Origin of the sequence: Streptomyces sp. NPDC059909 (assembly GCF_042730885.1) — a bacterium.
Classification (GTDB): Bacteria; Actinomycetota; Actinomycetes; order Streptomycetales; family Streptomycetaceae; genus Streptomyces.
The window spans coordinates 40,211-63,101 of record NZ_JBHWKX010000044.1; the positions used below are offsets into that span (position 1 = coordinate 40,211).

21 protein-coding genes and 1 riboswitch are annotated in these 22,891 nt (G+C 72.0%); of the genes, 8 read left to right on the plus strand and 13 right to left on the minus strand.

What is annotated here, in order from left to right; translation table 11 throughout:
• Nucleotides 1–14: 14 nt before the first annotated feature.
• On the minus strand, nt 15–1,127 hold the full coding sequence (locus ACFV9O_RS26540; protein WP_385421950.1) for an AAA family ATPase: 1,113 nt from the start codon (nt 1,125–1,127) through the stop codon (nt 15–17).
• Between the two features lie 123 nt (nt 1,128–1,250).
• Nucleotides 1,251–1,679: an MmpS family transport accessory protein gene (locus ACFV9O_RS26545; RefSeq protein WP_385421953.1), complete on the minus strand. Its 429-nt coding sequence runs from the start codon at nt 1,677–1,679 to the stop codon at nt 1,251–1,253.
• 128 nt (nt 1,680–1,807) lie between these two features.
• Between ACFV9O_RS26545 and ACFV9O_RS26550 the strand changes: the two genes are divergently transcribed.
• Both ACFV9O_RS26550 and ACFV9O_RS26555 read left to right on the plus strand, forming a co-directional pair.
• The gene (locus ACFV9O_RS26550; RefSeq protein ID WP_385421955.1) at nt 1,808–3,157 is read left to right on the plus strand and encodes an SWIM zinc finger family protein; all 1,350 of its coding nucleotides are present in this window, start codon (nt 1,808–1,810) and stop codon (nt 3,155–3,157) included.
• Between the two features lie 39 nt (nt 3,158–3,196).
• Nucleotides 3,197–4,810: a DUF5691 domain-containing protein gene (locus tag ACFV9O_RS26555; protein WP_385421958.1), complete on the plus strand. Its 1,614-nt coding sequence runs from the start codon at nt 3,197–3,199 to the stop codon at nt 4,808–4,810.
• 322 nt (nt 4,811–5,132) lie between these two features.
• Here ACFV9O_RS26555 and ACFV9O_RS26560 read toward each other — a convergent pair whose 3' ends face one another.
• Nucleotides 5,133–5,546 (minus strand): cobalamin B12-binding domain-containing protein, encoded by a 414-nt coding sequence (locus ACFV9O_RS26560; RefSeq protein WP_385421961.1) that lies wholly within the window; start codon nt 5,544–5,546, stop codon nt 5,133–5,135.
• 231 nt (nt 5,547–5,777) lie between these two features.
• Nucleotides 5,778–5,903 carry a hypothetical protein gene (locus tag ACFV9O_RS26565; RefSeq protein WP_385421963.1) on the minus strand — a complete coding sequence of 42 codons (126 nt, stop codon included), beginning with the start codon at nt 5,901–5,903 and terminating at the stop codon, nt 5,778–5,780.
• Here ACFV9O_RS26565 and ACFV9O_RS26570 point away from each other — a divergent pair.
• On the plus strand, nt 5,902–6,729 hold the full coding sequence (locus ACFV9O_RS26570; RefSeq protein ID WP_385421966.1) for a lipase family alpha/beta hydrolase: 828 nt from the start codon (nt 5,902–5,904) through the stop codon (nt 6,727–6,729). The genes ACFV9O_RS26565 and ACFV9O_RS26570 overlap by 2 nt on opposite strands.
• Nucleotides 6,730–6,958: 229 nt before the next feature.
• Nucleotides 6,959–8,527 carry a M23 family metallopeptidase gene (locus ACFV9O_RS26575; RefSeq protein WP_385421969.1) on the plus strand — a complete coding sequence of 523 codons (1,569 nt, stop codon included), beginning with the start codon at nt 6,959–6,961 and terminating at the stop codon, nt 8,525–8,527.
• Between the two features lie 76 nt (nt 8,528–8,603).
• Here the strand turns inward: ACFV9O_RS26575 and pcrA are convergent, their stop codons facing one another.
• The gene (gene pcrA / locus ACFV9O_RS26580) at nt 8,604–11,051 is read right to left on the minus strand and encodes a DNA helicase PcrA (protein ID WP_385421971.1); all 2,448 of its coding nucleotides are present in this window, start codon (nt 11,049–11,051) and stop codon (nt 8,604–8,606) included.
• A gap of 231 nt (nt 11,052–11,282) precedes the next feature.
• A riboswitch (cyclic di-AMP (ydaO/yuaA leader) is annotated at nt 11,283–11,447 on the plus strand.
• On the opposite strand from pcrA, the gene ACFV9O_RS26585 reads away from it, so the two are divergent.
• On the plus strand, nt 11,446–12,630 hold the full coding sequence (locus tag ACFV9O_RS26585) for an NlpC/P60 family protein (protein WP_385421973.1): 1,185 nt from the start codon (nt 11,446–11,448) through the stop codon (nt 12,628–12,630). Its footprint overlaps the riboswitch before it by 2 nt.
• Before the next feature lie 212 nt (nt 12,631–12,842).
• Here the strand turns inward: ACFV9O_RS26585 and ACFV9O_RS26590 are convergent, their stop codons facing one another.
• A complete protein-coding gene (locus tag ACFV9O_RS26590; RefSeq protein ID WP_385421975.1) occupies nt 12,843–13,196 on the minus strand; it encodes a hypothetical protein in 354 nt (117 codons plus the stop codon).
• Nucleotides 13,197–13,453: 257 nt separating this feature from the next.
• Between ACFV9O_RS26590 and ACFV9O_RS26595 the strand changes: the two genes are divergently transcribed.
• Nucleotides 13,454–14,518, plus strand: a complete 1,065-nt coding sequence (locus ACFV9O_RS26595; protein ID WP_385421977.1) for an NlpC/P60 family protein — start codon at nt 13,454–13,456, stop codon at nt 14,516–14,518.
• Between the two features lie 78 nt (nt 14,519–14,596).
• Here the strand turns inward: ACFV9O_RS26595 and ACFV9O_RS26600 are convergent, their stop codons facing one another.
• The 3 genes from ACFV9O_RS26600 to ACFV9O_RS26610 all read right to left on the minus strand — a co-directional run bounded on the left by ACFV9O_RS26600 (nt 14,597) and on the right by ACFV9O_RS26610 (nt 17,863).
• Nucleotides 14,597–15,739, minus strand: coding sequence for an alpha/beta hydrolase (locus ACFV9O_RS26600; RefSeq protein WP_385421979.1), 1,143 nt, complete (start codon nt 15,737–15,739; stop codon nt 14,597–14,599).
• 145 nt (nt 15,740–15,884) lie between these two features.
• Nucleotides 15,885–16,583: a LuxR C-terminal-related transcriptional regulator gene (locus ACFV9O_RS26605; protein ID WP_385421982.1), complete on the minus strand. Its 699-nt coding sequence runs from the start codon at nt 16,581–16,583 to the stop codon at nt 15,885–15,887.
• Nucleotides 16,580–17,863, minus strand: coding sequence for a PspC domain-containing protein (locus tag ACFV9O_RS26610; RefSeq protein ID WP_385421985.1), 1,284 nt, complete (start codon nt 17,861–17,863; stop codon nt 16,580–16,582). Before ACFV9O_RS26610 ends, ACFV9O_RS26605 begins: the two co-directional genes overlap by 4 nt.
• A gap of 151 nt (nt 17,864–18,014) precedes the next feature.
• On the opposite strand from ACFV9O_RS26610, the gene ACFV9O_RS26615 reads away from it, so the two are divergent.
• The gene (locus ACFV9O_RS26615; protein WP_385421988.1) at nt 18,015–19,334 is read left to right on the plus strand and encodes a PspC domain-containing protein; all 1,320 of its coding nucleotides are present in this window, start codon (nt 18,015–18,017) and stop codon (nt 19,332–19,334) included.
• Nucleotides 19,321–19,584, plus strand: coding sequence for a hypothetical protein (locus ACFV9O_RS26620; protein WP_385421991.1), 264 nt, complete (start codon nt 19,321–19,323; stop codon nt 19,582–19,584). Before ACFV9O_RS26615 ends, ACFV9O_RS26620 begins: the two co-directional genes overlap by 14 nt.
• On the opposite strand, the gene ACFV9O_RS26625 is transcribed toward ACFV9O_RS26620, so the two are convergent.
• The 4 genes from ACFV9O_RS26625 to ACFV9O_RS26640 form a co-directional block, all read right to left on the minus strand.
• Nucleotides 19,491–20,024 carry a DoxX family protein gene (locus ACFV9O_RS26625; RefSeq protein WP_385421994.1) on the minus strand — a complete coding sequence of 178 codons (534 nt, stop codon included), beginning with the start codon at nt 20,022–20,024 and terminating at the stop codon, nt 19,491–19,493. The two genes, ACFV9O_RS26620 and ACFV9O_RS26625, sit on opposite strands and share 94 nt — an antisense overlap.
• A gap of 154 nt (nt 20,025–20,178) precedes the next feature.
• On the minus strand, nt 20,179–21,432 hold the full coding sequence (locus tag ACFV9O_RS26630) for a hypothetical protein (RefSeq protein WP_385421996.1): 1,254 nt from the start codon (nt 21,430–21,432) through the stop codon (nt 20,179–20,181).
• A 125-nt stretch (nt 21,433–21,557) separates the two neighbouring features.
• Entirely contained in the window at nt 21,558–22,370 is an 813-nt protein-coding gene (locus ACFV9O_RS26635; protein WP_385421999.1) for a class II aldolase/adducin family protein, read from the minus strand.
• A gap of 224 nt (nt 22,371–22,594) precedes the next feature.
• On the minus strand, nt 22,595–22,891 hold a 297-nt coding region (locus ACFV9O_RS26640), incomplete at its 5' end, for a zinc ribbon domain-containing protein (RefSeq protein WP_385422002.1).

Here is a 22,891-nt window from a genome sequence, read left to right on the forward strand (position 1 = left end):
CATGACCGCCGCCGTCACGCGCTCACCTCTCGGCACGCGCGGTAGAAGTCCTTCCAGCCGTCCCGCTCCCGCACCACCGTCTCCAGGTACTCCTGCCAGATGACGCGGTCCGCCGCCGGGTCGCGGACGACCGCGCCGAGGATGCCGGCCGCCACGTCGCCCGGGCGGAGCACGCCGTCGCCGAAGTGGGCCGCGAGCGCGAGGCCGTTCGTGACGACCGAGATCGCCTCGGCCGTGGAGAGCGTCCCCGAAGGGGACTTGAGCTTCGTACGGCCGTCGGCCGTGATCCCGTCGCGCAGCTCACGGAAGACCGTCACCACGCGGCGGATCTCGTCGACGCCCTCGGGCACCGCGGGCAGGTCGAGCGAGCGCCCCATCTGGTCGACGCGTCGTGACACGATGTCGACCTCCGCGTCCGCGGTCGCGGGCAGCGGCAGCACCACCGTGTTGAACCGGCGGCGCAGCGCGCTCGACAGGTCGTTGACCCCGCGGTCACGGTCGTTGGCCGTGGCGATGAGGTTGAAGCCGCGGACCGCCTGCACTTCCTGCCCCAGCTCGGGGATCGGCAGGGTCTTCTCCGACAGGATCGTGATGAGCGTGTCCTGCACGTCCGCCGGAATGCGGGTGAGCTCCTCGACGCGCGCGGTCATCCCCTCGGACATCGCGCGCATGACGGGGCTGGGCACGAGCGCGTCGCGGCTGGGGCCGTGGGCCAGCAGCTGCGCGTAGTCCCACCCGTAGCGGATGGCCTCCTCGGGGGTACCCGCCGTGCCCTGGACGAGCAGCGTGGAGTCTCCGCTGACGGCTGCGGCGAGATGCTCGGACACCCAGGTCTTCGCGGTGCCGGGCACGCCGAGCAGCAGCAGCGCGCGGTCGGTCGCGAGCGTCGTGACGGCGACCTCGACGATCCTGCGCGGCCCCACGTACTTCGGCGTGATCACCGTGCTGTCGGGCAGCGTGCCGCCGAGCAGATACGTGGCCACGGCCCACGGCGAGAGCCGCCAGCGGGCCGGCCGCGGCCGGTCGTCGGCCGCGGCCAGCGCCTCGAGTTCGTCGGCGAAGGCGTCCTCGGCATGCGGCCGCAGGGCCTCGGCGCCGGTGTCTGCACCGGTTTCGGGCACGGTCATGGATCCCCCTCCAGATCGGTCGACCGGATGTGGGTCCCACCGTGCACCATGCCACTGACAATCGACCGTTTCCGCAGGCCGGAGCCGCGACGAGGGACGGAAGTCGGGTGTGGCGAGGGCGGCTTACCCGGTGATCGGGGAGATCGCGACACAGCCGGTGGCGGCCGCGATACCAGCGCCGGACTCCTCCTTGATGACCTTGCCCTGGTACGTGATCGTGCAGACGACCTCGGCCCCGACGGGGTCCACCGCGATCGGTACGACCGTGGGCGCCGCGATGCCCTTCAGCGTCACGGTCCTCTTCCACGGCAGCGTGGGCTTCTGCACCGACTCGAGCTTCGGCTCGGTCGCGGTGCCGGCACCGGCGTTGTACTCGATCGAGTCGACGTTCTTGCCCGTGACTTCGTACGTCACCTGGTACGTCTCGTTCATGGCCTTGTCGACCTGGTCGACGGCCGCGTCACAGCCGACGAGGCCGAACGCGAGCCCTGCCGCGGCAGCGGCGGCGCGGGTGGTGCGGACGGCGCGGGTGGTGCGGGTGGTGCGGTTCATGCGGATCCCCCCTTGGACCGTGTGGCACCTGCAGCGAATCGTAAGAAATGGTCAAGTCAAATCGCCACCGATCCCACGGATGCCCAGGTCGGGCCGCATTGTCAGTGGCGGCCCGTACGGTCGTTCCCATGAATCAGCAGGGGGTGCGCTGGACGGCGGAACAGGTGCTGGCCCTGGCTCCTGACGACTCGTCACGCAGGGCGGGAAGCAAGCTCGGCGCGGCCGGGCCGTGGTCGGGCGCGGGCAGCAGCGGCTCGGGCGCCGTCTGGGGGCTGTGCAGGGGCAGCGGCAGCAAGCCGTATCAGACGATCGTGGACACGACGGGCCCGGCGTACAAGTGCAGTTGCCCGAGCCGGAAGTTCCCGTGCAAGCACGCGCTGGGGCTGCTGCTGCTCTGGGCGGGCGACGAGGAGACGGTCCGGGACTCCGAGGTGCCGGACTGGGCGGACGAGTGGCTGGCCGGGCGCCGCAAGCGCGCGGCGGAGACGGGGGAACGGGGGCCGGGCGAGGGGCAGTCCGCGAGGACCGCCGATCCGGAGGCGGCCAGGCGCAGGGCCGAGCGCCGGGCAGGCCGTATCACCGCGGGGGCGACGGAGCTGGAGCAGCGGCTGGCGGATCTGATGCGCGGAGGTCTCGCCTCGGCGGAGCAGGCCGGGTACGGACTGTGGGAGGAGACGGCCGCGCGCATGGTCGACGCCCAGGCGCCCGGACTGGCAGGGCGGGTCCGCGAGTTGGGCGCCATCCCCGGCTCCGGGCCGGGCTGGCCGGTGCGGCTGCTGGAGGAGAGTGCGCTGGTGCACCTCCTCGACCGGGCCTGGCTGGACGTGCAGCGGCTGCCGGAGCCACTGGCCGCTGCCGTGCGCACGCGGATCGGGCTGACCGCGCCGGCGGAAGGGCCCGCGGTCAGGGACGACTGGCTGGTGCTCGCGCAGTACGACACGACCGACGGGAAGATCACCACGCGGCACATATGGCTCCACGGGCGGGAGACCGGGCGGACGGCGCTGCTGCTCTCCTTCGGGGCAGCCGGGCGCGCGCCGCAAATGGCCCTGCCCGCCGGACTGATGATCGACGCCGAGCTCATGGCGTACGGGGGCGCGGGGCAGTTGCGGGCGGACCTGGGCGAGCAGTTCGGCGCCCCGGTCCCGATCAAGGCGCCGCCGCCGGGCGGTTCCACGGCCGACGCGCTCGCCGCGTACGGGGCGGCGCTGCGCGAGGACCCGTGGCTGGACTCCTGGCCGGTCACGCTGTCCGGGGTCATACCGGTCCAGGGGCACGACGGCTGGCAACTGGCCGACGCGGACGGGCGGTCCGCGCTGCCGGTCGCGCCGGTCGCGCTGTCCCGCCCCGGGTTGTGGAAGCTCGTCGCCGTGTCCGGCGGCGGCCCGGTCACCGTCTTCGGCGAGTTCGGGCACCGCGGTTTCGCGCCGCTGGCCGCCTGGTCCGACGAGACCCCCGAGACGGTCACCCTGACCTGACCGTATGGACGCGCTCATGGACGTACGACGGAGGACCCGATGACCAGCACCACCCGCACGACCGCCTGGGAAGAGCTCGTCACCTCGGCTCTCCTCGGCACCGACCGCAGGACTCCGCCCGTCGATCTCGTGCCGCCCGGCAAGGAGGCGCCGCTCGCTCTGCTCGACGCGGCCGCGACGCACACCGTGCGGCGCCGCGCCGGGCTGCGGCCCGCCGCGGCGGGGCCGCTTCCGGAACCGGCACCGCACGACTCCCGGCGCGTGCTGCCCGAGCCGGCCCGGCGCAGGCTCGCCCAACTGCTCGCCGACCGGGCCGCCCCCGCGGGCTCCGGCGGTCGGCGCGGCGCGGCGCCCGACCTCACGGAGCTGCTGCCGCAGTGGCTGGCCGCCGCCGACGCGCACGGGTACCGCGCCCCGGCGTCCGCGCTGCCCGCCCTCCTCGACGCCGCCCGCGCCCGCACCGACCTGCGGCCCCTGGTTCTGCGCTTCGCCGGGCCGCGCGGGCTGTGGCTCGCCCGTTTCAACCCGGAATGGAAGTTCGCGCTGCGCGGCAGTTCGGGCGGGTCCGTGCTGCCGGCCCCCGAGGACGTGCCCGCGGTGCGGCGGCTGTGGGAGGAGGGGCTCTTCGCCGAGCGGGTCGCCCTGCTCGCCTCCGTACGGGCGCACGATCCGGCTGCGGCGCTGGCGCTCCTGACCGGGACCTGGCCGACCGAGCGGGCGGAGGACCGGCTGATGTTCCTGGACTCCCTGCGCTCGGGACTGTCCGACGCGGACGAGCCCTTCCTGGAGCAGGCGCTGTCCGACCGCAGCCGCAACGTCCGGGCGACCGCGGCCGAGCTGCTGTCCGCGCTGCCGCACTCCGCGCTCGCCGCGCGGATGGCCGGACGGGCGGCCACCTGCGTCGGCCTCGACCGGGCGGACGGCGCGGCGGGGATCATCGTGGAGGCGCCGCACGAATGCGACGCGGCGATGCAGCGCGACGGGGTCGTGCCCACGCCGCCGTCGGGGCGGGGCGAACGGTCGTGGTGGCTCGGCCAGTTGGTGGAGGCCGCGCCACTGTCCATCTGGGCCGCACGGCTCGGCGGGCGTACGGCGGCGGAGATCGTCGCCCTGCCCGTGGCCGACGACTGGGGCGACGAGCTGCACGCGGCGTGGTGCCGGGCGGCCGTGCTGCAGCGGGACCCGGAGTGGTCCCGCGCCCTCCTCGGCGCGCCCGCCGCGCCGTCGTCGACCGGGCCCGGCACGTCGTCACTGGCCGAGCGGGCGAAGCTGCTGGCGACGCTGCCGGAGGAGGAACGGGCGGGATGGGTCGCGGCGTTCATATCCGCGCACGGCTTGTCGGAGGCGTTCCAGCTCCTCGGCGTCTGCGCGGTGCCCTGGGCCGAGCCGCTCGGCCGCGCGGTGGTCGACGCGCTCGACATCGCCCGGGACGCGGGCAGCTACCCCTGGAGCTTCAGCGGCGTCATGGGCCTCGCCGAGCGCTGCCTCGACCCGGCGGAGGCGTCGCGCCTCGAGCTGCTGACGGCGACGCCGGACGAGGCGGAGGGGGCGTCGCCGGGGGCGGGGGGCTACTGGTCCGAGGCGTTCCAGCGCCTCGTCTCCACGTTGCGCCTGCGCGCGGCGATGCACGCGGAACTGGCGCTGATCGGTTGACGGTGCGGGGTGCCTCCGGCGGTGTGCCCGGTACCGCGGGCGTGGCCGGTGTGTCCGTCCTCAAGCGCCGGACGGGCTTGGTGCGGCTGCTGTCGGTGGGGGGGTGGGGCACGCCGCCGGCCGCGGCCCGGTGGGTGGTTTGTGCCCACCCGTTCCGACCTGCGGAACGAATGCCCACAAACCCAACGGCACTGCCCCGGCGCGGGGCACCCCCCGACCACTCAGCCCGTCCGGCGCTGCGGCGCCGGGCGAGCCCCGGGCATGCCTGGGCGCGGGGTGCCAGGGCAGGCACCCCGCCCCGCACCGGGCGGCCCCGGAGGGGCTAGGCCTCTGCGGGCTGGCGGACGTTGGCGTTGACCCAGTCGACGATGGACGCCGTCGTCGCGCCGGGAGTGAAGATCTCGGCGACACCCTTCTCCTTGAGCGGAGGAATGTCCGCGTCCGGGATGATGCCGCCGCCGAAGACCTTGATGTCCTCCGCGTCACGCTCCTTCAGAAGCTCGAGCACCTTGACGAACAGCGTGTTGTGCGCGCCGGACAGGATCGAGAGGCCGATCGCGTCGGCGTCCTCCTGGATGGCGGTGTCCACGATCTGCTCGGGGGTCTGGTGCAGCCCGGTGTAGATGACCTCCATACCGGCGTCGCGCAGCGCCCGCGCGATCACCTTCGCACCGCGATCGTGGCCGTCGAGACCCGGCTTGGCCACCACCACGCGGATCGGACCGGTCACACCCATCACTGCCTCCACATACCGACTGCGCCGTCACTGGCACGGACCCCCGCGCCGGACGGGCCGGGGAGTGAACGAACGTTATCTACAGCATCCCGCAACCGGCCGTTTCACGGTGGATAGCGAGGGGGAAATCACACGTGGGACATGTTCGCTACGCGTCGTACCCGCATCGGGCCGCAACGAGTCGCACGCGACACCACCGCAGCAGGGACGGGACGAGCGCAAGGGGAGCCGCTACTCGGTCGCCGTACCACCGTGCCGCCAGCCGCGCGGCACGGCGGTACGGCTCCATCGGCAGCCCCATGAGGGCATACGGGGGACGGAGCCGTCGACCTGTGTGCCGTTCGGGAGGTCGGCCATGGGATTCCTGCCGCTCTTGCGGATACGACTGTCGACCGTGCTGCTTCGGGCCACCGCCCTGGAGCTGGCGATCCTCGTCGGCCATTTGCTCCTCTACCCATCGGGGATGGCCTCGGAGCGCCCGGACCGCCCGGAGGGCGACGCCTCCGGGACCCCGATCGGGACCTCGATGCTGCCCACCCAGGAGCGTGCGCATCCTCCCGTGGTCCTGCTCCATGGCTTCATCGACAACCGCTCGGTCTTCGTTCTCCTGCGCCGCTCCCTCGCCCGCAACGGGTGGCGTCATATCGAGTCGCTCAACTACTCACCGCTGACCTGTGACATACGGACAGCGGCCGAGCTGCTCGGCCGCCACATCGAGGAGATCTGCGCCCGCACCGGCCGTCGCGAGGTCGACATCGTCGGGCACAGCCTCGGCGGCCTCATCGCCCGCTATTACGTCCAGCGGCTCGGCGGCGACCGGCGCGTCCGTACGCTCGTCACGCTCGGCACCCCCCATTCGGGCACCAGCGTGGTCCCGCTCGCGAGCGCTCACCCCATCGTGCGCCAGATGCGCCCGGGCTCCGCGGTCCTGGAGGAGCTGCGGCTGCCGGCGCCCGGGTGCCGGACGCGGTTCATCAGCTTCTGGAGCGATCTCGACCAGCTGATGATCCCGCTGGAAACGGCGTGCATCGACCATCCGGATCTGATCGTGCGGAACGTCCGGGTCAGCGGTATCGGCCATCTCGCCATGCCCGTGCACCCCACCGTCGCGGCGAGCATCCGCGAAGCACTCGAGACCTCGGAATCGGACGCCGGAATGTCGGGAGCCGTGTCGGTCGCCTGAAGTCCCCGGCACCTGAACGGATCTCGAACATTTTTCGAACGTAAGGCCAAAGCTCTGCCCACCTCCGCCGAAACACGGCCGAATGCCCGTTTCCCGTCCCCTCAAAACCTGCGGAAGATTGTCGGCGTCGCATACCGCCGGGTACAGTCGCGCCCACTGCGTTCCTCGGGAACCCCCGTCGCGGGTGGCCCCGGATCCTGGTCCTGCTGCCGAGGCGAGAGAGAAGTTGGTGAACGACCAGCACCCAGACGCCGGGTACGACACCTACGCCGCCGGCAGCTTCGACACCGACCCGCTCTTCGGCGCCCTTCCGGGCAGTTACGACTACGACGCCGGGCAGAGTGGCCCGTACGACGCGACTCAGTGGCAGTCGGCGACGACGGGGTACGACGCCTACGCGGCGCAGGGACAGCAGCAGCAGTACGACACCACCGGTCAGTGGGACGCCAACGCCTGGAACCAGACGGGGCGGTTCGAGACCGCCGCGGCCACCTTCGCGTACGATGCCTACGACGCGTACGGCACCGCGAGCACGACAGGCACGATGGGCCAGTGGCCCGCGGCCGGGTACGGCACGAGCTCGTACGACTCCGGCGCGTACGACGCCACCGCCTGGAACTCGGGCGCCGGGACCGACCACTCCGTTCCCGCCCAGGCGCAGGCCACCGAGGCCTACGAGCCGGAGGCGGACTACGCGGCGTACGGGGAATACAGCCCGGAGCACACTGGGTACACGGAGTACGCCCCGTACAGCGGCGGCTACTACGACGAGACCGCGCTCGCTCATGCCGCGGTGCCGGAACAGTACTCCCCCGAGGGTGAGTTCGACGCAGAGCCGGACACCGCGGAACCCGGCTCCGAGACCGAGCCCGGGTTCGAGCCCGGATCCGACGCAGTCGACGTGGACGACGAATACGGCGACTACGACAACGGGCACGACGAGATCGACGCGACCGAAGCGGCCGACGATGCAGAGCTCGTCGCCGCTGCGGCCACCGTCACCGCTCCGGCCGTGACCATCCCCGCCCCCCGCCCCGCGCGCCGCTCCGGTGGCAGCCGCGGCCGTCGCCGCACCCCCGCGAAGCGTTCGGCCATGCTCACCGTGGCCGTGCCCTCCGCCTGCGTCATGGGTGTCGCCGGCGTCGCGGCCGCGTCCGTCGGCGGCCTCACCGGTGGCGACGAGAAGGACGACAAGACCGCGGTCACGGCCGCCGATCCGTCGTCGGTCAAACCCGTCGCCGTGAACAGCAAGCTCGACACCCAGCTCGCCGCGCTGAGCGCCGACGCCCGCGACTTCGGCGACCGCGCCAGCCGCACCCAGGAGCGCATCGACCTCAAGGCGCGCCAGGAGGCGGAGCGCAAGAAGCGCGAGGAGGAGGCCGCTCGCCGCGAGGCGCTGCGCCCCAAGTTCGCCCTGCCGGTCAGCCAGCACGGGCTCAGCGCCTACTACGGCCAGGCCGGCGTCAACTGGATGTCCATGCACACCGGTATCGACTTCCCCGTCTCGTACGGGACCCCGGTGATGGCCGCGACCGACGGCACCGTCCGCACCCAGTGGAACAGCGCGTACGGCAACATGGCCATCGTCACCGCTGCCGACGGCACGGAGACGTGGTACTGCCATCTCAGCAGCACCAAGATCCGCTCGGGCTCGGTCAAGGCCGGCGACGTCATCGCGTACTCGGGGAACTCGGGGAACTCCACCGGCCCGCACCTGCACTTCGAGGTGCGGCCAGGCGGCGGATCGGCGATCGACCCGCTGTCGTGGCTGCGCAACCACGGCCTCAACCCGTCCTAACACCGACCCCGCCGACGCATCCGGCGCGTAGGCTCGGGCGCGCCGGGCCCGGCGGACCGGGCCCGGCGGACCACTCCTACAGCTTCTCGACCGGCGCGTACCGCAGCAGCAGCCGCTTCGGCTTCGCGTCCCCGAAGTCGATCGTCGCCTGCGCGTCCGAGCCCGATCCGGTCACCGCCATGACGGTCCCCAGCCCGAACTGGTCGTGCGTGACCCGGTCCCCGACGGCCAGCGCGATCACCGGCTTGTCCGACGCGCGGCGCGTGGCGAAGCCCGACGGGCCGGAACGCGACCTTGAGGACGACAGCGAGGACGTGATCCCGGACGTCGGCCCGGCCGGAGCGGCCATCGGCCCCGTCCGCTTCCACTGCATGTGCGCGTCCGGGATCTCCTCCAGGAACCGCGACGGCGGGTTGTAGGCGGGCTGGCCCCACGCACTCCGCATCGACGACCGCGTCAGATAGAGCCGCTCGCGGGCGCGCGTGATGCCCACGTAGGCCAGGCGGCGCTCCTCCTCCAGCTCCTTGGTCTGGCCCAGCGCCCGCATGTGCGGGAAGACGCCGTCCTCCATGCCCGTGAGGAACACGACCGGGAACTCCAGACCCTTCGCCGTGTGCAGCGTCATCAGCGTGATGACGCCCGCGCCTTCCTCGTCCTCGTCGGGGATCTGATCGGAGTCGGCGACGAGCGCGACCTGCTCCAGGAACTCGGCGAGCGTGCCCGAGCCCTCCTCGGCACCGCGCTCCTGCTCGAACTCGAGCGCGACCGCCGCCAGCTCCTGAAGGTTCTCGATGCGCGTCTCGTCCTGCGGGTCGGTGGAGGCCTGCAACTCGGCGAGGTACCCCGTCCGTTCGAGCACGGCCTCCAGGACCGTCGCCGGTCCCGCGCCCGACTCGACGATCGTGCCCAGCTCCTCCATCAGCGCGTTGAACCGCTTCACGGCATTGGCCGACCGGGCGGCCATGCCGTACGCCTCGTCCACACGCCGCAGCGCCTGCGGAAAAGTGATCTTCTCGCGCAGGGCCAGCGCGTCGACCATGGCCTCCGCGCGCTCGCCGATGCCGCGCTTCGGAACGTTCAGGATGCGGCGCAGCGGGACGTTGTCCTCGGGGTTGGCGAGGACGCGCAGGTACGCGAGCACATCGCGGACCTCCTTGCGCTCGTAGAACCGCACTCCGCCGACGACCTTGTAGGGCAGGCCGACGCGGATGAAGATCTCTTCGAAGACACGGGACTGGGCGTTCGTCCGGTAGAAGACCGCGACATCGCCTGCCTTGGCGTCGCCCGCGTCCGTGAGCCGGTCGATCTCGTCGGCGACGAACTGCGCCTCGTCGTGCTCGGTGTCCGCGACATAGCCGGTGATCTGCGCGCCCGCGCCCGCGTTCGTCCACAGGTTCTTGGGGCGGCGGCTCTCGTTGCGCTCGATGACGGCGTTGGCGGCGGAGAGGATCGTCTGTGTCGAGCGGTAGTTCTGCTCCAGCAGGATCGTCGTCGCGTCCGGGTAGTCCTCCTCGAACTGGAGGATGTTGCGGATCGTGGCGCCGCGGAAGGCGTAGATCGACTGGTCGGCGTCGCCCACGACGCACAGCTCGGCCGGCTCCAGGTCCTCGTACCCCGTGCCGACCAGCTCGCGCACGAGCGTGTACTGAGCGTGATTGGTGTCCTGGTACTCGTCGACCAGGACGTGGCGGAACCGGCGACGGTAGTGCTCGGCGACGTCCGGGAACGCCTGGAGCAGATGGACGGTGGTCATGATGATGTCGTCGAAGTCCAGCGCGTTGGCCTCGCGCAGCCGGGCCTGGTACATCCGGTAGGCCTCGGCCAGCGTCTTCTCGAAGCCGTCGGCGGCCTGGTCGGCGAAGGTCTCCTCGTCGATCAGCTCGTTCTTCAGATTCGAGATCTTGGCGCTGAAGGACTTCGGCGGGAACTTCTTCGGGTCCAGGTCCAGGTCACGGCAGACCAGCGCCATCAGCCGCTTCGAGTCCGCCGCGTCGTAGATGGAGAACGAGGACGTGAAGCCGAGCTTCTTGCTCTCCCGGCGCAGGATGCGGACGCAGGCGCTGTGGAAGGTGGAGACCCACATCGCGTTGGCGCGCGGGCCGACGAGATGCTCGACGCGCTCCTTCATCTCGCCCGCGGCCTTGTTCGTGAACGTGATCGCCAGTATCTGGCCGGGGTGGACATGGCGGGTCGCCAGCAGATGGGCGATCCGGTGGGTCAGCACCCGGGTCTTGCCGGAGCCGGCACCGGCCACGATGAGCAGCGGCGAGCCCGTGTGCACGACGGCGGCACGCTGCTGCTCGTTCAGCCCCTCGAGCAGCGCGGCCGGGTCCACCGCGGGACGCGGCGCACCGTCCCTGTAGTACGCGTCCCTGGCCGGGGGCACGTCGAACTTCCCCTCGAAGAGGTCGTGCGGGTCCTCCTCGTGGGGCGCGTGCTCGTCGTGCTCGGGCGGCGGGGGCTCCTCCGAGGCCGAGGTGCGCTGGAGGTCCGCCAGGAAGCTGTCGTCAAAGAGGCTGCTCATCGCTCTACGAGTCTAGGCCGCCCCACCGACAGCCCGCCGCCGCCTTCACCACAACCGGCCGAACACGGTCCGTCACATCACGAGCACGGGACGGATGCGGCACGACGGTGACACGCCGAGGTCACGAAAATGTATCGGGCATATCGAACATCGACCTTCACAGCGGCACCACAGTTTGGCTAGCGTGCTCGCCCAGGCGGCCCGTTCCCCCAACGGCGACCTACGCCAATCGGGCAGCCCACGCCGAATCCGACTTTCCCGTAAGGAAGTTCGGAACCGGGGACCCATCATGCACAACCGGGGTGAATCGGGCCGTGCTCAACTCGGCCCGTAGGACAGCCTTCCGTTCCGTCCGAACCCGACAGCTAACCCGGTAGGCGGTCCACGGAAGGAGATGCCGGCCTTGGCGTCGCATCGCAAGACGCGTACGCATCCGCGTACGAAGTCCCCCGCCGTCGGGTTCACGACGGCCGCCCTCGCGGGCGTCACCCTCCTCTCCACCCAGAGCGCCCAGGCCGACCCGAGACCCAGCATCGAAGAGGTTCAGAAGAAGGTCGACGACCTCTACCGGCAGGCGGGCACCGCGACCCAGCAGTACAACCGGGCGAAAGAGGAGACCGCGCAGCAGCGCCGCGAGGTGGACACGATCCTCGACGATGTCGCCAAGCGCACGGAGTCGCTGAACGAGGCCCGCCGCACGCTCGGTTCGTACGCGGCCGCGCAGTACCGGACCGGTGCGGTCACGCCGACCGCCGCGCTGCTCTTCGCCGACAGCCCGCAGGCGTACTTCGACCAGACCCATCTGATGGACCGGCTCTCCGACGAGCAGCGCGGCGCCATCGCCGACTTCGAGACGCAGCAGGCGGAGGCCGCGAAGCAGCGCGCGAAGGCGACCAAGAGCCTGGAGACGCTGACCGCCTCCCAGCAGTCGCTGCGCACCAGCAAGGAGCAGGTGCAGCAGAAGCTCGCCGAGGCGCGGACGCTGCTGTCGCAGCTGACCGCCGAGGAGAAGGCGCGGCTCGAGGCGCTGGAGCGTCAGCGGGAGGAAGAGGCTCGCCGGCAGGCCGAGGCGAAGGCCAAGGCGGAGGCGGAGGCCAAGGCCGAGGCGGAGCGCCTGGCGAGGGAGCGCGCGCAGCAGGAGGCGCAGAGCCAGGACACCGGGACCAGCCCCGGGACGAGCACCGGCACCGGGACGAGCACCGGCACCGACACGTCCGCCGGGACCTACGCGGCCAAGGCCGAGAAGGTCCTCGCCTTCGCCCGGGACCAGATCGGCAAGCCGTATGTGTGGGGGGCGACCGGCCCCAGCTCGTACGACTGCTCCGGCCTCACCCAGGCGGCCTGGAAGGCGGCCGGCGTCGATCTGCCCCGCACCACGTGGGACCAGGTCGAGGTCGGCCAGCGCGTCGCCACGAGCGATCTTCTCCCCGGCGACCTGGTCTTCTTCTACGACGACATCAGCCACGTCGGCATCTACATCGGCGACGGCATGATGATCCACGCCCCCAAGCCGGGCGCGAACGTCCGCGAGGAGTCGATCTACTACATGCCGATCTACGGGAGCGTCCGCCCCGCGTAGACCGCATGGACGCCTGACTGACTCACGCCGTAACCACCCGTCGCACAGGGTGCGTTGCGGCGTGAGTGGTCATGCGACCGGCCCGGTCACGTCCACAGCGTCGCGATGCTGTGCCTACCCGGGGGACACCCCCCGGACCCCCGGCCCGGTCACGTCCACAGCGTCGCGATGCTGTGCCTACCCGGGGGACACCCCCCGGACCCCCGGCCCGATCACGTCCACAGCGTCGCGATGAAGATGTTCGCCACCGTCAGGCCGCCCACCGTGGCGAACACGCCCTTCCCCACCTTCTCCTCGTCCCGCTTGACGTAGACCAGCGCGAGGATCACCACCAGCACCGCCAGCTTGACGCCGATCTTGAGGTTGTTGACCGGCTGGTCGTCCGCCTGGTTCAGCCCCACCAGTGCCACGCCCGTGACCAGCATCAACAGGGCGCCGTGCAGCATCGCGGGCGTGAAGCGTGCCGTTCCCTCGCCCATCGCCTTCATCTGGGTCAGGAAGCCACCGAGCAGCGACGCGATGCCGATGATGTGCAGGGCGACGAAGACATTGATGAGTACGTCCATATCACCGGAGCCTAGCCGTACGGTCCGAAAGCGACCCCGGCGGTCCGACTCCCGCCAATAACGGTCATGGCACCACTGCTCGGCGCGCCGGAGGTTTAGCGTCCTCCCCCAGGTGACCGACTCCCCACCGCCGCCGCGCATCCGGGCGGCACTCCGGCCACCACGCCGATGGATCCGGCGGTGGACCGCTTCCCCTGTGCGGCCCGCCGCCGGACCCGTACGGCATGACCTGGCGGACTCCGGAAGGACTGGCCCTCGTGGCAGCGCACCGCAAGCCCAAGCAGCGCACCCTCGGCGGCTCTGCCGCCCGTACCGCCCTCACGCTCGCGCTGGCCGGTGCCGCGTCCGCCACCGCTTTCGAAGGCTCCGGGCTTGCGGACCCCCGGCCCACGCCCGAGCAGCTGAAGGCCGAGGCCGACAAGCTGTTCCAGGAGGCCGAGGCGGCCACCGAGAAGTACAACGGCGCGAAGGAGGCCGCCCACCGGGCCCGGGAGTCGCTGGACGACCTGCGGGACGAGGCGGCGCGGCGCACGGAGCGGCTCAACTCCTCCCGGAACGCGCTCGGTTCGATCGCCACCGCGCAGTACCGCGCGGGCGGGCTCGACCCGTCCGTACAGCTCGCGCTCTCCGCCGACCCCGACACGTATCTGGCCGGGGCGGAGCTGGCCGAGCGGGCCGGGGCGCGGCAGGCCGCCACGATCGCGGGGATCCAGAAGCAGGCGCGGGAGTTGGACCAGCTGCGTGCGGAGGCGGGCGAGCGGCTGGCCGCGCTGAAGACCCGGCAGGCCGAGCTGGCCCGCCACCGGGCGACGATACGCACGAAGCTCGCCGCGGCCCAGAAGCTCCTGGCGCAGCTCACCCCCGATCAGCGGGCCGCCTATGCCGGCCAGGACGGGAACCCGGCGTCCCGGGCCGACCGCGACGCCGCCCGCACCGCACCCGTCGTCCCCGGCTCCCCGGCCGCCGCCCCCAACTCCCGTGCGGCGCAGGCCGTGGCGTACGCGTACGGGGCGCTCGGCAAGCCGTACGTCTGGGGGGCGACCGGGCCCAGCTCGTACGACTGCTCGGGGCTCACGCAGGCCGCCTGGCGCTCGGCGGGCGTCTCGCTCCCCCGCACGACGTACACGCAGATCAACGCGGGCCTCAGCGTCCCCCGCTCCCAGCTCGCGCCCGGGGACCTGGTCTTCTTCTACTCCGGCATCTCGCACGTGGGGCTGTACATCGGGGGCGGGCAGATGATCCACGCCCCGCGGCCGGGCACGCCGGTCCGGATCGCACCGATCGACCAGATGCCGTTCGCGGGCGCGACCCGGGTGGCCTAGGACCGGCAGGCCCCCACGGAGCCGACCAGGCCCCGCCGTGCCCCGACGGCCGGCTCCGCCCGGCCCGGCCACGTGCCGTCAGCGCGCCGCGGCCGACGCCGTCGGACCCCCTTCGACGCCGATCTGACGGGTCAGCCAGCGGAAGACGTCCGGGATCTGGAGCCTCCACCCTTCGGTGTCATGGGCGCCGCCGACCTCGATGACATCGACCTTCGTCGGCGGCTTGGCCGCGGCGCGGAGCGCGAGGCCCGCCTCGAAGCCGTCGCCCCTCGCTCCGGAGACGTAGAGCGCGGTCCGCGGGGGGACCGGGGCGGACTCCAGGAGGGTCAGGGGGTTGTTGGCGCGGCGCAGTTCGGGGTCGTAGGCGGCGATGGAGGCCTTCTCGGCGGCCGGGTCGTTGTAGCCGGACAAGCTCACTCCGGCCCGGTAGCGGTCCGGGTGGGCGACGGCGAGTTTCGCCGCGCAGTGGCCACCCGCCGAGTAGCCGGCGACGGCCCAGCCGCCGGGCCGCTGCGAGGCGCGGAGGCTGTCCATGACCATCTTGCGGACGTCGACGCTGAGCCAGCTGTCCGCGTTGATCTTCCCCGGGGCGTTCGCGCAACCGGTGTCCAGGCCGCCGCCGAGCAGCGTGGTGCGCGGGGACACGAGGATGAACGGCGCGACCTCGCCCCGCTCCATCAGGGGCTTCAGCTGCTCGTGCACCCGGAGCGAGGTGAACCAGGCCCGGGACGAGCCGGGGTAGCCGGGCAGCAGCTCGACCACGGGGAACTTCGTGTTCCGGTAAGCGGGGTCGTCGTACTGCGGCGGCAGCCACACATGGACCTCGCCGCGCACTCCCGAGACATGCCCGTCGAACTCCGTGACCCGCACATCCGGCCCCACGTTCGGGTCGTCCGCGGGCCTGAAGGTCTGCCTCGACGCCGGCAGATCGGCGAACCGCACCCCGCCCATACCGTCCCGGCCGAGATCGGCCGCGGCCGCCACATGGTCCCCGGTGCCGAGGAGATCCTCCCAACTGCCGTACAGGCCGTTGCTGTTGTTCACGGCCACGAAGACCACGAGCAGTGCGGTGACCTGTGCGAATCCGACCATCAGCAGCCGGGCGCCGCCCCGCACGAGGGCGGGTCCGCGCACCCGGCTCCACAGGGCCAGCGGCAGCAGTACGGCGACCACGGCCAGCACGATCGCGGTCACGAAGAACGGGGTCCCGGTCAAGCTCATCACGACCGGTTAGAGGAGACGGGGACCGTCCGGGTTGCCACCCTTGTGTACCGGTTGGATCACACATGGCCGTCGGATGGGCGTCAGATGCGCCCGCCGCCCCGCGCCCTCGGACAGGCCCGCGCCGTCGGACAGGCCCGCGCCGTCAGACGAGCCGGCGCGCCGTCGCCCACCTCGTCAGCTCGTGCCGGTTCGACAGCTGCAGCTTCCGCAGCACCGCCGAGACATGCGACTCCACCGTCTTCACGGAGATGAAGAGCTGCTTGGCGATCTCCTTGTACGCGTATCCGCGCGCGATCAGCCGCAGCACCTCCCGCTCCCGCTGGGTGAGCCGGTCCAGGTCCTCGTCGACCGGAGGGGCGTCCGTCGACGCGAACGCGTCCAGCACGAAGCCCGCCAGCCGCGGCGAGAACACCGCGTCCCCGTCCTGGACCCGGAAGATCGAGTCGACGAGATCGGTGCCGGTGATCGTCTTGGTGACGTAGCCGCGCGCGCCGCCGCGGATCACGCCGATCACGTCCTCCGCGGCGTCCGACACCGACAGCGCCAGGAACCGCACCGGGCGCTCCGCCGCCGCCATCAGGCTCGCGCAGCGGCGCAGTACCTCCACCCCGCCGCCGCCCGGGAGGTGGACGTCGAGGAGCACGACCTCGGGGCGGGTCGCCGTGATCACCGTGACCGCCTGGTCGACGTCGGCGGCCTCGCCGACCACCTCGACGCCCGTGGTCTCCGTGCGGCCGATCTCGGCCTGCACGCCCGCGCGGAACATCCGGTGGTCGTCGACGAGCACGACCCGTACGCGACGCTCCGTGGTCCCTTCGTTTGCGTCGGTCTGCTCGGTCATCCGTCCGCCCTCTCCCTCTCCCGCTCCATCTCGAGCTCCACTTCCGTGCCCTCGCCGGGCACGGAACGCAGCCGCGCCGTCCCGCCATTGCGCTGCATGCGCCCGATGATCGATTCTCGTACGCCCATCCGGTCCTCCGGTACCGCGTCCGGGTCGAATCCGGGCCCCCGGTCCCGTACGGAGACGAATACGGTACGGCCCTCGACCTCCGCGTACACCTGGACCGGACCGCCCTCGCCACCGTACTTCGCGGCGTTCACCATCGCCTCGCGCGCGGCCTGCATCTGTGCGGTCAGCTTCTCGTCGAGCGGGCAGTCGCCGACGACCACGACCTCCAGCGGGACCCCGTGCTTGTCCTCGACCTCGGCGGCCGCCTTCTTCACCGCGTCGGCGAGCGTGGTGGGCTCCTCGTCCTCCTCCTTGCCGGTGCCCTCCGGCTTGTACAGCCAGTTGCGCAGCTCCCGCTCCTGGGCGCGGGCGAGTCTGCGCACCTCGCCCGCGTCGTCCGCGCTGCGCTGGATCAGCGTGAGGGTGTGCAGCACGGAGTCGTGGACGTGGGCGGCGACCTCGGCCCGCTCCTGGGCGCGGATGCGCATCAGGCGCTCCTCGGAGAGGTCCTGGGTCATGCGCACCAGCCAGGGGCCGGCGAGCAGCCCGATGCCGGCGATCACGGCGAGGGCCGCGGTCAGGACATTGCCGAGCTGGGCGGCGGAGCCGCGGACGACCACGAAGACGGTCAGGCCCATGCCGACCAGGGCGACGCCCGCGAGACCGCGCGCGAGCTGCAGCAGGCGGCGGCGCCTGCCGTCGCCGGTCCACTGGGCGCGGCGGGCGTTGTCGGCCTGCCGCCACACCAGGACGACACCGGCGCCTATCAGCAGCAGCGGCCACACATAGCGGTCGGCACTGCCCGTGTCGACGTTGCCGACGAAGACGACCGCGCCGATCAGCAGCGCGAACAGCGCGAAGAGCTGGCCCTTGTCGGGTTTGCGCAGCCGCCGCCGGCCGTCCGGGGTCGTCTCGAAGACGGGCTTCGGCCCGGCCGACCTGCCGCCGACGCCGAGCGGGACGACGATCCAGAACACCGCGTACAGCAGCACGCCGAGCCCGTCCGCCATGAAGAGGCCCAGGAAGACGAGCCGGACCCAGACGACGGGGAGCCCGAGATGTCCGGCGAGGCCGCGCGCGACACCGCCGAGCCACCGCCCGTCGGCGCTTCGGTACAGCTTGCGGACGGGTGGCTCTTCGGTCTCGGGGAGGCGGGCGGCGGCGACGGGCATGCCTCGATCGTCACACGTCCATAAGGGCCCGGGCATCAGGGCCGTCCCTGAGACCGCCCCTGAACCTCAGGGGGACCCGGGGAGGAATATCAGGGACGGGCCAGGGTCGGGGCGGCTGCCACCCGGGGTCGCGCGCCGTCACCATGGAGTCATGACTCAGCCGACCGCCGTGCCGCCCCAGCCACCGCAGGAGCAGCCGCCCGCGCCCGCCCAGCTGCGCCGGGCGCCTCGGCAGAAGCTGGTCGCCGGTGTGTGCGGGGGTCTCGGCCGGTACTGCGACATCGACCCGGTGATCTTCCGGATCGTCGTCGGTGTGCTCTCGGTGACCGGCGGTATCGGCCTGATCTTCTACGGCTTCGCCTGGCTGCTCATCCCCCTCGCCGGCGAGGAGGAGAACGAGGCGCGGCGCGCACTGTCGGGCCGCGTCGACGGCGCGGCGCTGGCGGCCGTGCTGATGGCCCTGCTCGGCTGCGGCCTCTTCCTGTCGATGCTGGGCAACGGCGGCACGCTCGCGTTCTCGGCGCTGCTGGCGCTGGCCGTGACGGGCGCCGCCGTCTGGTCGCAGCGGCGCACGATGGTCACGCCCGAGGGCGGCCCGCTCGACCCGGCGACCGCGCACGCGGTGGCGGAGGCACCGCCGGAGGCCAAGGCGCCGCCGACGCCCGGCAGTCCGTCCTGGTGGCGTGACCCGATCGTCAAGGACGGCACCACCGGCCCGGTGGCCACCGGTTATCTGTGGGGCCCGCCCGACGCCGCGGTGACCGAAGGGCTGTCGCCGCGTCGCACCGAGGACCGGAGCGGCACGCCGTGGGCCGGCCCCGCCGCTCCCCGTCCGCGCGGGCCGCGATCCATCGGCGGTCTCGTCCTGTTTCTCGCCCTGGTGGCGGGCGGCCTCGGCACCGGGCTGTCCTGGAGCACCCATCCGCTCGGTACGAGCCTGCAGTTCGGGTTCGCCTGTGCGCTGGCGGTGTTCGGCCTCGGCCTGGTGGTGAGCAGCTTCCTGGGACGTACGGGCTTCGGCACGATCCTGATGACCATGCTCACCGCCCTGCTGCTGACGGGTGCCGCGGCGCTGCCCAAGGACATCAGCACGGAGTGGGTGCGGACCGAGTGGCAGCCGGTCACGGTCGCGGCGGTGGAGCCGCGCTACGAGCTGGGCACGGGCGTCGCGACGCTCGATCTCGCCCGGGTCGCGGTCCCCGCCGACCGCACGGTGAGCACCCAGGTCCAGCTCGGCGTGGGACGGATCCATGTGATCGTGCCGAAGAACGCGACGGTGAAGGTCACCGCCGCGGCGGGGCTCGGCGAGGTCCGGCTCCCCGGCGACCCGCCGAACGACGTGGACGTCTCCCCGGCCCAGGAGCGCACCCGTACGCTCACCCCGCCCAAGGGCACGCAACCGGCGGGCACACTGGCACTCGACCTCGAGGTCGGATTCGGACAGGTGGAGGTCACCCGTGCTGCTTCATGAGTTCCGGCCGGCGCGGCTGATCGCGGGCGCGGCGGCGCTGGCGGCCGCCGCGCTGTTCCTCGGCGATGCCACGGGCGCCTGGCAGACGCAGTGGTTCGCCGCCCTCGTCATCGTCTTCGACGGGCTGTTCCTCGCCGGCGCCGTGGCCTTCGTGCACTACCGGATCCGCCGGCGCCGCTCCGCGAAGGCCGCGTCGACCGAGAGCACCGACGCCCCGGCCAGCACCAGCGGCAGCCAGGCCATCAGATAGATCAGGTCGTTCCCGTAGTAGTACGGCTCGGTCGCCCAGCTCACGGTCAGCCACAGGCTCAGCGAGATCAGCGCCCCGCCCAGCGCGGCGAGCCGCGCCAGCAGCCCGACGAGGGTGCCGATACCGACGGCCAGCTCACCCAGGGCGATGGCGTAACCGAACCCTTCCGGGTTCTTCAGCGCGAGATCCACCAGCCCGGGGATCGCCGACGTGTCCCGCACCGCCTTCATGAGCTCCCCGACGGACCCGGTGCCGCTCGCCGCCATGAACGCGCTGTCGGTGAGCTTGTCGAGCCCCGCATAGATGAAGGTGACCCCGAGGAAGATCCGCAGCGGCAGCAGCGCGTACCGCTGCGCGGTCTCCTTCCAGCCACCTCCGCCGCCGTGCCGTCCACCGATCGTCGTCCCGTACATCGCCGTCGTCCGGTCCACATGCGTCATCGTCGCCTCCGCGATTCCTCCGGCTGGGACGATTCTCCCCACGCCCCATACATATGACTACGCGGGTGAGGACCGTATGGCTCAGTCGGTGACCCTCGGTGAGGGACGTTTCAATCCGTGACGCTTCGTCCGTGACGCTTCAGTCCGCGGACGTTCAGTCCGTGACGTCGATCGTCATCCGGTTCGACTCCGCACCGGCCGCCGTCACCACCTGCACATCGACCCGCCCCGGCTCCACCTCGACCGGGACCGGCACCACGACGCTCGTGTCCGTGGGGTTGGTGAAGCCGCCCGGGACGGGGACCAGCGGGACATGGACGTGGACGTGGCCGATGCGGACCGACATGCGGGCCAGCCGGTCCGGGGAGCCCGCGCCCGGGGGCACGAAACCGGCGCCGCGGATCTCGATGTCGTCGCCCGTGCGGATGGGACCGTCCAGACCGCCGGGCTCGCGGGCGCGGATGACGGAGAGCACGACGGGCCGGCCGCCCTCGGCGTACTTCCCGGCGAGATAGACGGCGGCGGAGACGAGGACGAGGACGGCGAGCCCCCAGGAGAGGTGGGGCAGCTCGTCCGGGCGGCGGGTGAGCAGGACCACGGCGTAGGTGAGGGCGGCGGCGCTGATGAGGACGTACTGCGCGTCCGTGAAGCTGCCGCGTCCGTTGTCGTCGCACAGCAGATCGGCGGGGTGCGGCCGGTCCGCCTGCACCTTCTGGAGGCGCTGGGTGAGGATCCGTACGGTGACGACGCGGCGTACGACGACGGCGATCAGGCAGCTGACCCCGACGAGGGTCAACAGGGCGGCCGCCCGGCGGAGACCGAGCCCCACGGGGGCGGAGACGGGGGCGGAGACGGCCAGGCGGAAGGCCAGGAACAGCACGGAGTACACGGCGCAGAGCACCCACGCGGCGGCGACCGCCCGCGACGTCGACAGCCGGTTGTCCTCGCCGACGAGCGGGGCGAGCAGTCCGCCGTGCGCGCGGTGCAGCCGGGCCCCGGCGGTGAGCAGTCCGGCAAGACAGGCCGCGGCCGCCAGCCCCGCGGTGCGCGACACGGTCCAGCCGGGGCCGATCGCGGTCACGGCCTGGGCCAGGAACAGCAGGGCGACCCAGCCCCACAGGACGACGAGGGTGCGCCGCCAGACCCGGATGAGCCAGGCCTCGCCCGCCGCGCGGCTGCGCTCGGCGACCGCGCGAGCCGACTCGGTCAGCTCGTCCGAGATCCACTGCCGGGACGCGCCTTCGGAGTACGCCAGTTGGACGGGAAGTCCCCGCCCCGTGGCGAGCTCGTCCCGTCGGGCCCCGAACTCGGCGACCGCCTGCCTGTGTCCCTCGCGCGCGCCGTGCGGGCAGTCGCCGCAGGTGCAGCCACCGCCGTGCACGCCCTGTCCCGCCTCTTGCACCGCCACGGCGACGCACCCTTCAGATTCGACCAACGACCCTGCAATGCCAAGGAATTGTGCCGTACGGGCGGGCTCGTGCACGCACCGGCAAGGCGGCGCGAGGGTGATTGCCTCACGATCAAATTGACGTACTACGACATGAGTTCGGGCTCTGCGGCGGCGATCTGCCGCCACAGCGGCTGGTAGTTGATCCACCCGACGAGGTCACTGCCGAGCTGTTCGCGGGTGGCGACGGCGTCCCTGTGCTCGATCAGCACCGGCTTGCCGGCCGCCCGCGCCGCCAGCTGCACCTGCGCGCAGCGCTCCATGGCGATGAACCACCAGGCTGCCGCGTCCACCGAGTCGCCGACCGTGAGCAGCCCGTGGTTGCGCAGGATGATGCCCTTGTGCCCGCCCAGCGCGGCGGCGATGCGCCGGCCCTCGTCCGCGTCCACGGCCACGCCCGTGTACGCGTCGTACAGCGCGTGGTTCTCGTAGAAGGCACAGGCCTCCTGGGTGATCGGGTCGAGCGGCTCGCCGAGCGCGGCGAGGGCACGGCCGTGCACGGAGTGGGTGTGCGCGACGGCGACGGTCTCGGGCCTGGCCCGGTGGACCTCGGCGTGCACCGCGAACGCGGCCTGGTTGACGTGCCGGGCGCCCTCCACGACCTGCCCGTCACCGTTGACCAGGATCAGCGCGCTCGCGGTCATGGACGCGAACGGCTCACCGAAGGGGTTGACCCAGTAGCAGTCCGGGAACTCCGGGTCCCGGGCGGTGATGTGCCCGGCGACGCCCTCCTCGTACCCGAAGCGCGCGAAGAGGCGCAGCGCCCCGGCGATCCGCTGCTTGCGGTGGGCCCGCTCGTCGGCAGGGGACTCGTGGACGGGCGGCATGGCGAAGTGGAGCCGCTCGACGGGGACAGGGGCAGGTGCGGGTGCGAATGCCTCGGCCGGAGTCTCGGTCATGGGGCGGAAGGTAGCGCCGACCACCCCAACTGACCAGAGACTTCACGTGCCTTGCGGATCAGAGGTTGTCGATCTCCGCGAGATCGATGTCGATGTCGAAGGGGACGGAGAGCTTGAGCCGGTCGTGGAACGTACCGGATGACTCGTAGACGCGGGTCTCCTTGTCGAGCTCAAAGGCGTGACTCCTCCCCCGGATAAATCCGGGGGCTTCTCCTGTCGGTGGCTCAGGCCACGTCGGGAAGGACCAGCCCGGCCCTGAGTACGACGTTCCAGGCGCCTACCCGGTCCGCGTGGTCGCGGTGGTCACAGGCGGTGCACTGGAACTTTTCGCCGTCGCGGTTCTCGCCGTCCACGTGCCCGCATTCGGGGCAGGTGCGGGAGGTGCTGCGGGGGTCCACCGGGATCAGTACACGAGCGGCGCTTTCGGCCTTCTGCGCGAGGATGCCCAGGAACACCCCCCAACCCGCGTCAAGAATGCTGCGGTTGAGCCCGGCCTTCGAGGCAGCACCGTTCGGCAGGAA

Bases quoted from the DNA above. Each gene is read 5' to 3' on its own strand.
- ACFV9O_RS26540 (WP_385421950.1), bottom strand. From the start codon at position 1,127: ATGACCGTGCCCGAAACCGGTGCAGACACCGGCGCCGAGGCCCTGCGG.
- ACFV9O_RS26545 (WP_385421953.1), bottom strand. From the start codon at position 1,679: ATGAACCGCACCACCCGCACCACCCGCGCCGTCCGCACCACCCGCGCC.
- ACFV9O_RS26550 (WP_385421955.1), top strand. From the start codon at position 1,808: ATGAATCAGCAGGGGGTGCGCTGGACGGCGGAACAGGTGCTGGCCCTG.
- ACFV9O_RS26555 (WP_385421958.1), top strand. From the start codon at position 3,197: ATGACCAGCACCACCCGCACGACCGCCTGGGAAGAGCTCGTCACCTCG.
- ACFV9O_RS26560 (WP_385421961.1), bottom strand. From the start codon at position 5,546: ATGGGTGTGACCGGTCCGATCCGCGTGGTGGTGGCCAAGCCGGGTCTC.
- ACFV9O_RS26570 (WP_385421966.1), top strand. From the start codon at position 5,902: ATGGGATTCCTGCCGCTCTTGCGGATACGACTGTCGACCGTGCTGCTT.
- ACFV9O_RS26565 (WP_385421963.1), bottom strand. From the start codon at position 5,903: ATGGCCGACCTCCCGAACGGCACACAGGTCGACGGCTCCGTCCCCCGT.
- pcrA (WP_385421971.1), bottom strand. From the start codon at position 11,051: ATGAGCAGCCTCTTTGACGACAGCTTCCTGGCGGACCTCCAGCGCACC.
- ACFV9O_RS26585 (WP_385421973.1), top strand. From the start codon at position 11,446: ATGCCGGCCTTGGCGTCGCATCGCAAGACGCGTACGCATCCGCGTACG.
- ACFV9O_RS26590 (WP_385421975.1), bottom strand. From the start codon at position 13,196: ATGGACGTACTCATCAATGTCTTCGTCGCCCTGCACATCATCGGCATC.
- ACFV9O_RS26600 (WP_385421979.1), bottom strand. From the start codon at position 15,739: ATGAGCTTGACCGGGACCCCGTTCTTCGTGACCGCGATCGTGCTGGCC.
- ACFV9O_RS26605 (WP_385421982.1), bottom strand. From the start codon at position 16,583: ATGACCGAGCAGACCGACGCAAACGAAGGGACCACGGAGCGTCGCGTA.
- ACFV9O_RS26610 (WP_385421985.1), bottom strand. From the start codon at position 17,863: ATGCCCGTCGCCGCCGCCCGCCTCCCCGAGACCGAAGAGCCACCCGTC.
- ACFV9O_RS26615 (WP_385421988.1), top strand. From the start codon at position 18,015: ATGACTCAGCCGACCGCCGTGCCGCCCCAGCCACCGCAGGAGCAGCCG.
- ACFV9O_RS26625 (WP_385421994.1), bottom strand. From the start codon at position 20,024: ATGACGCATGTGGACCGGACGACGGCGATGTACGGGACGACGATCGGT.
- ACFV9O_RS26635 (WP_385421999.1), bottom strand. From the start codon at position 22,370: ATGACCGAGACTCCGGCCGAGGCATTCGCACCCGCACCTGCCCCTGTC.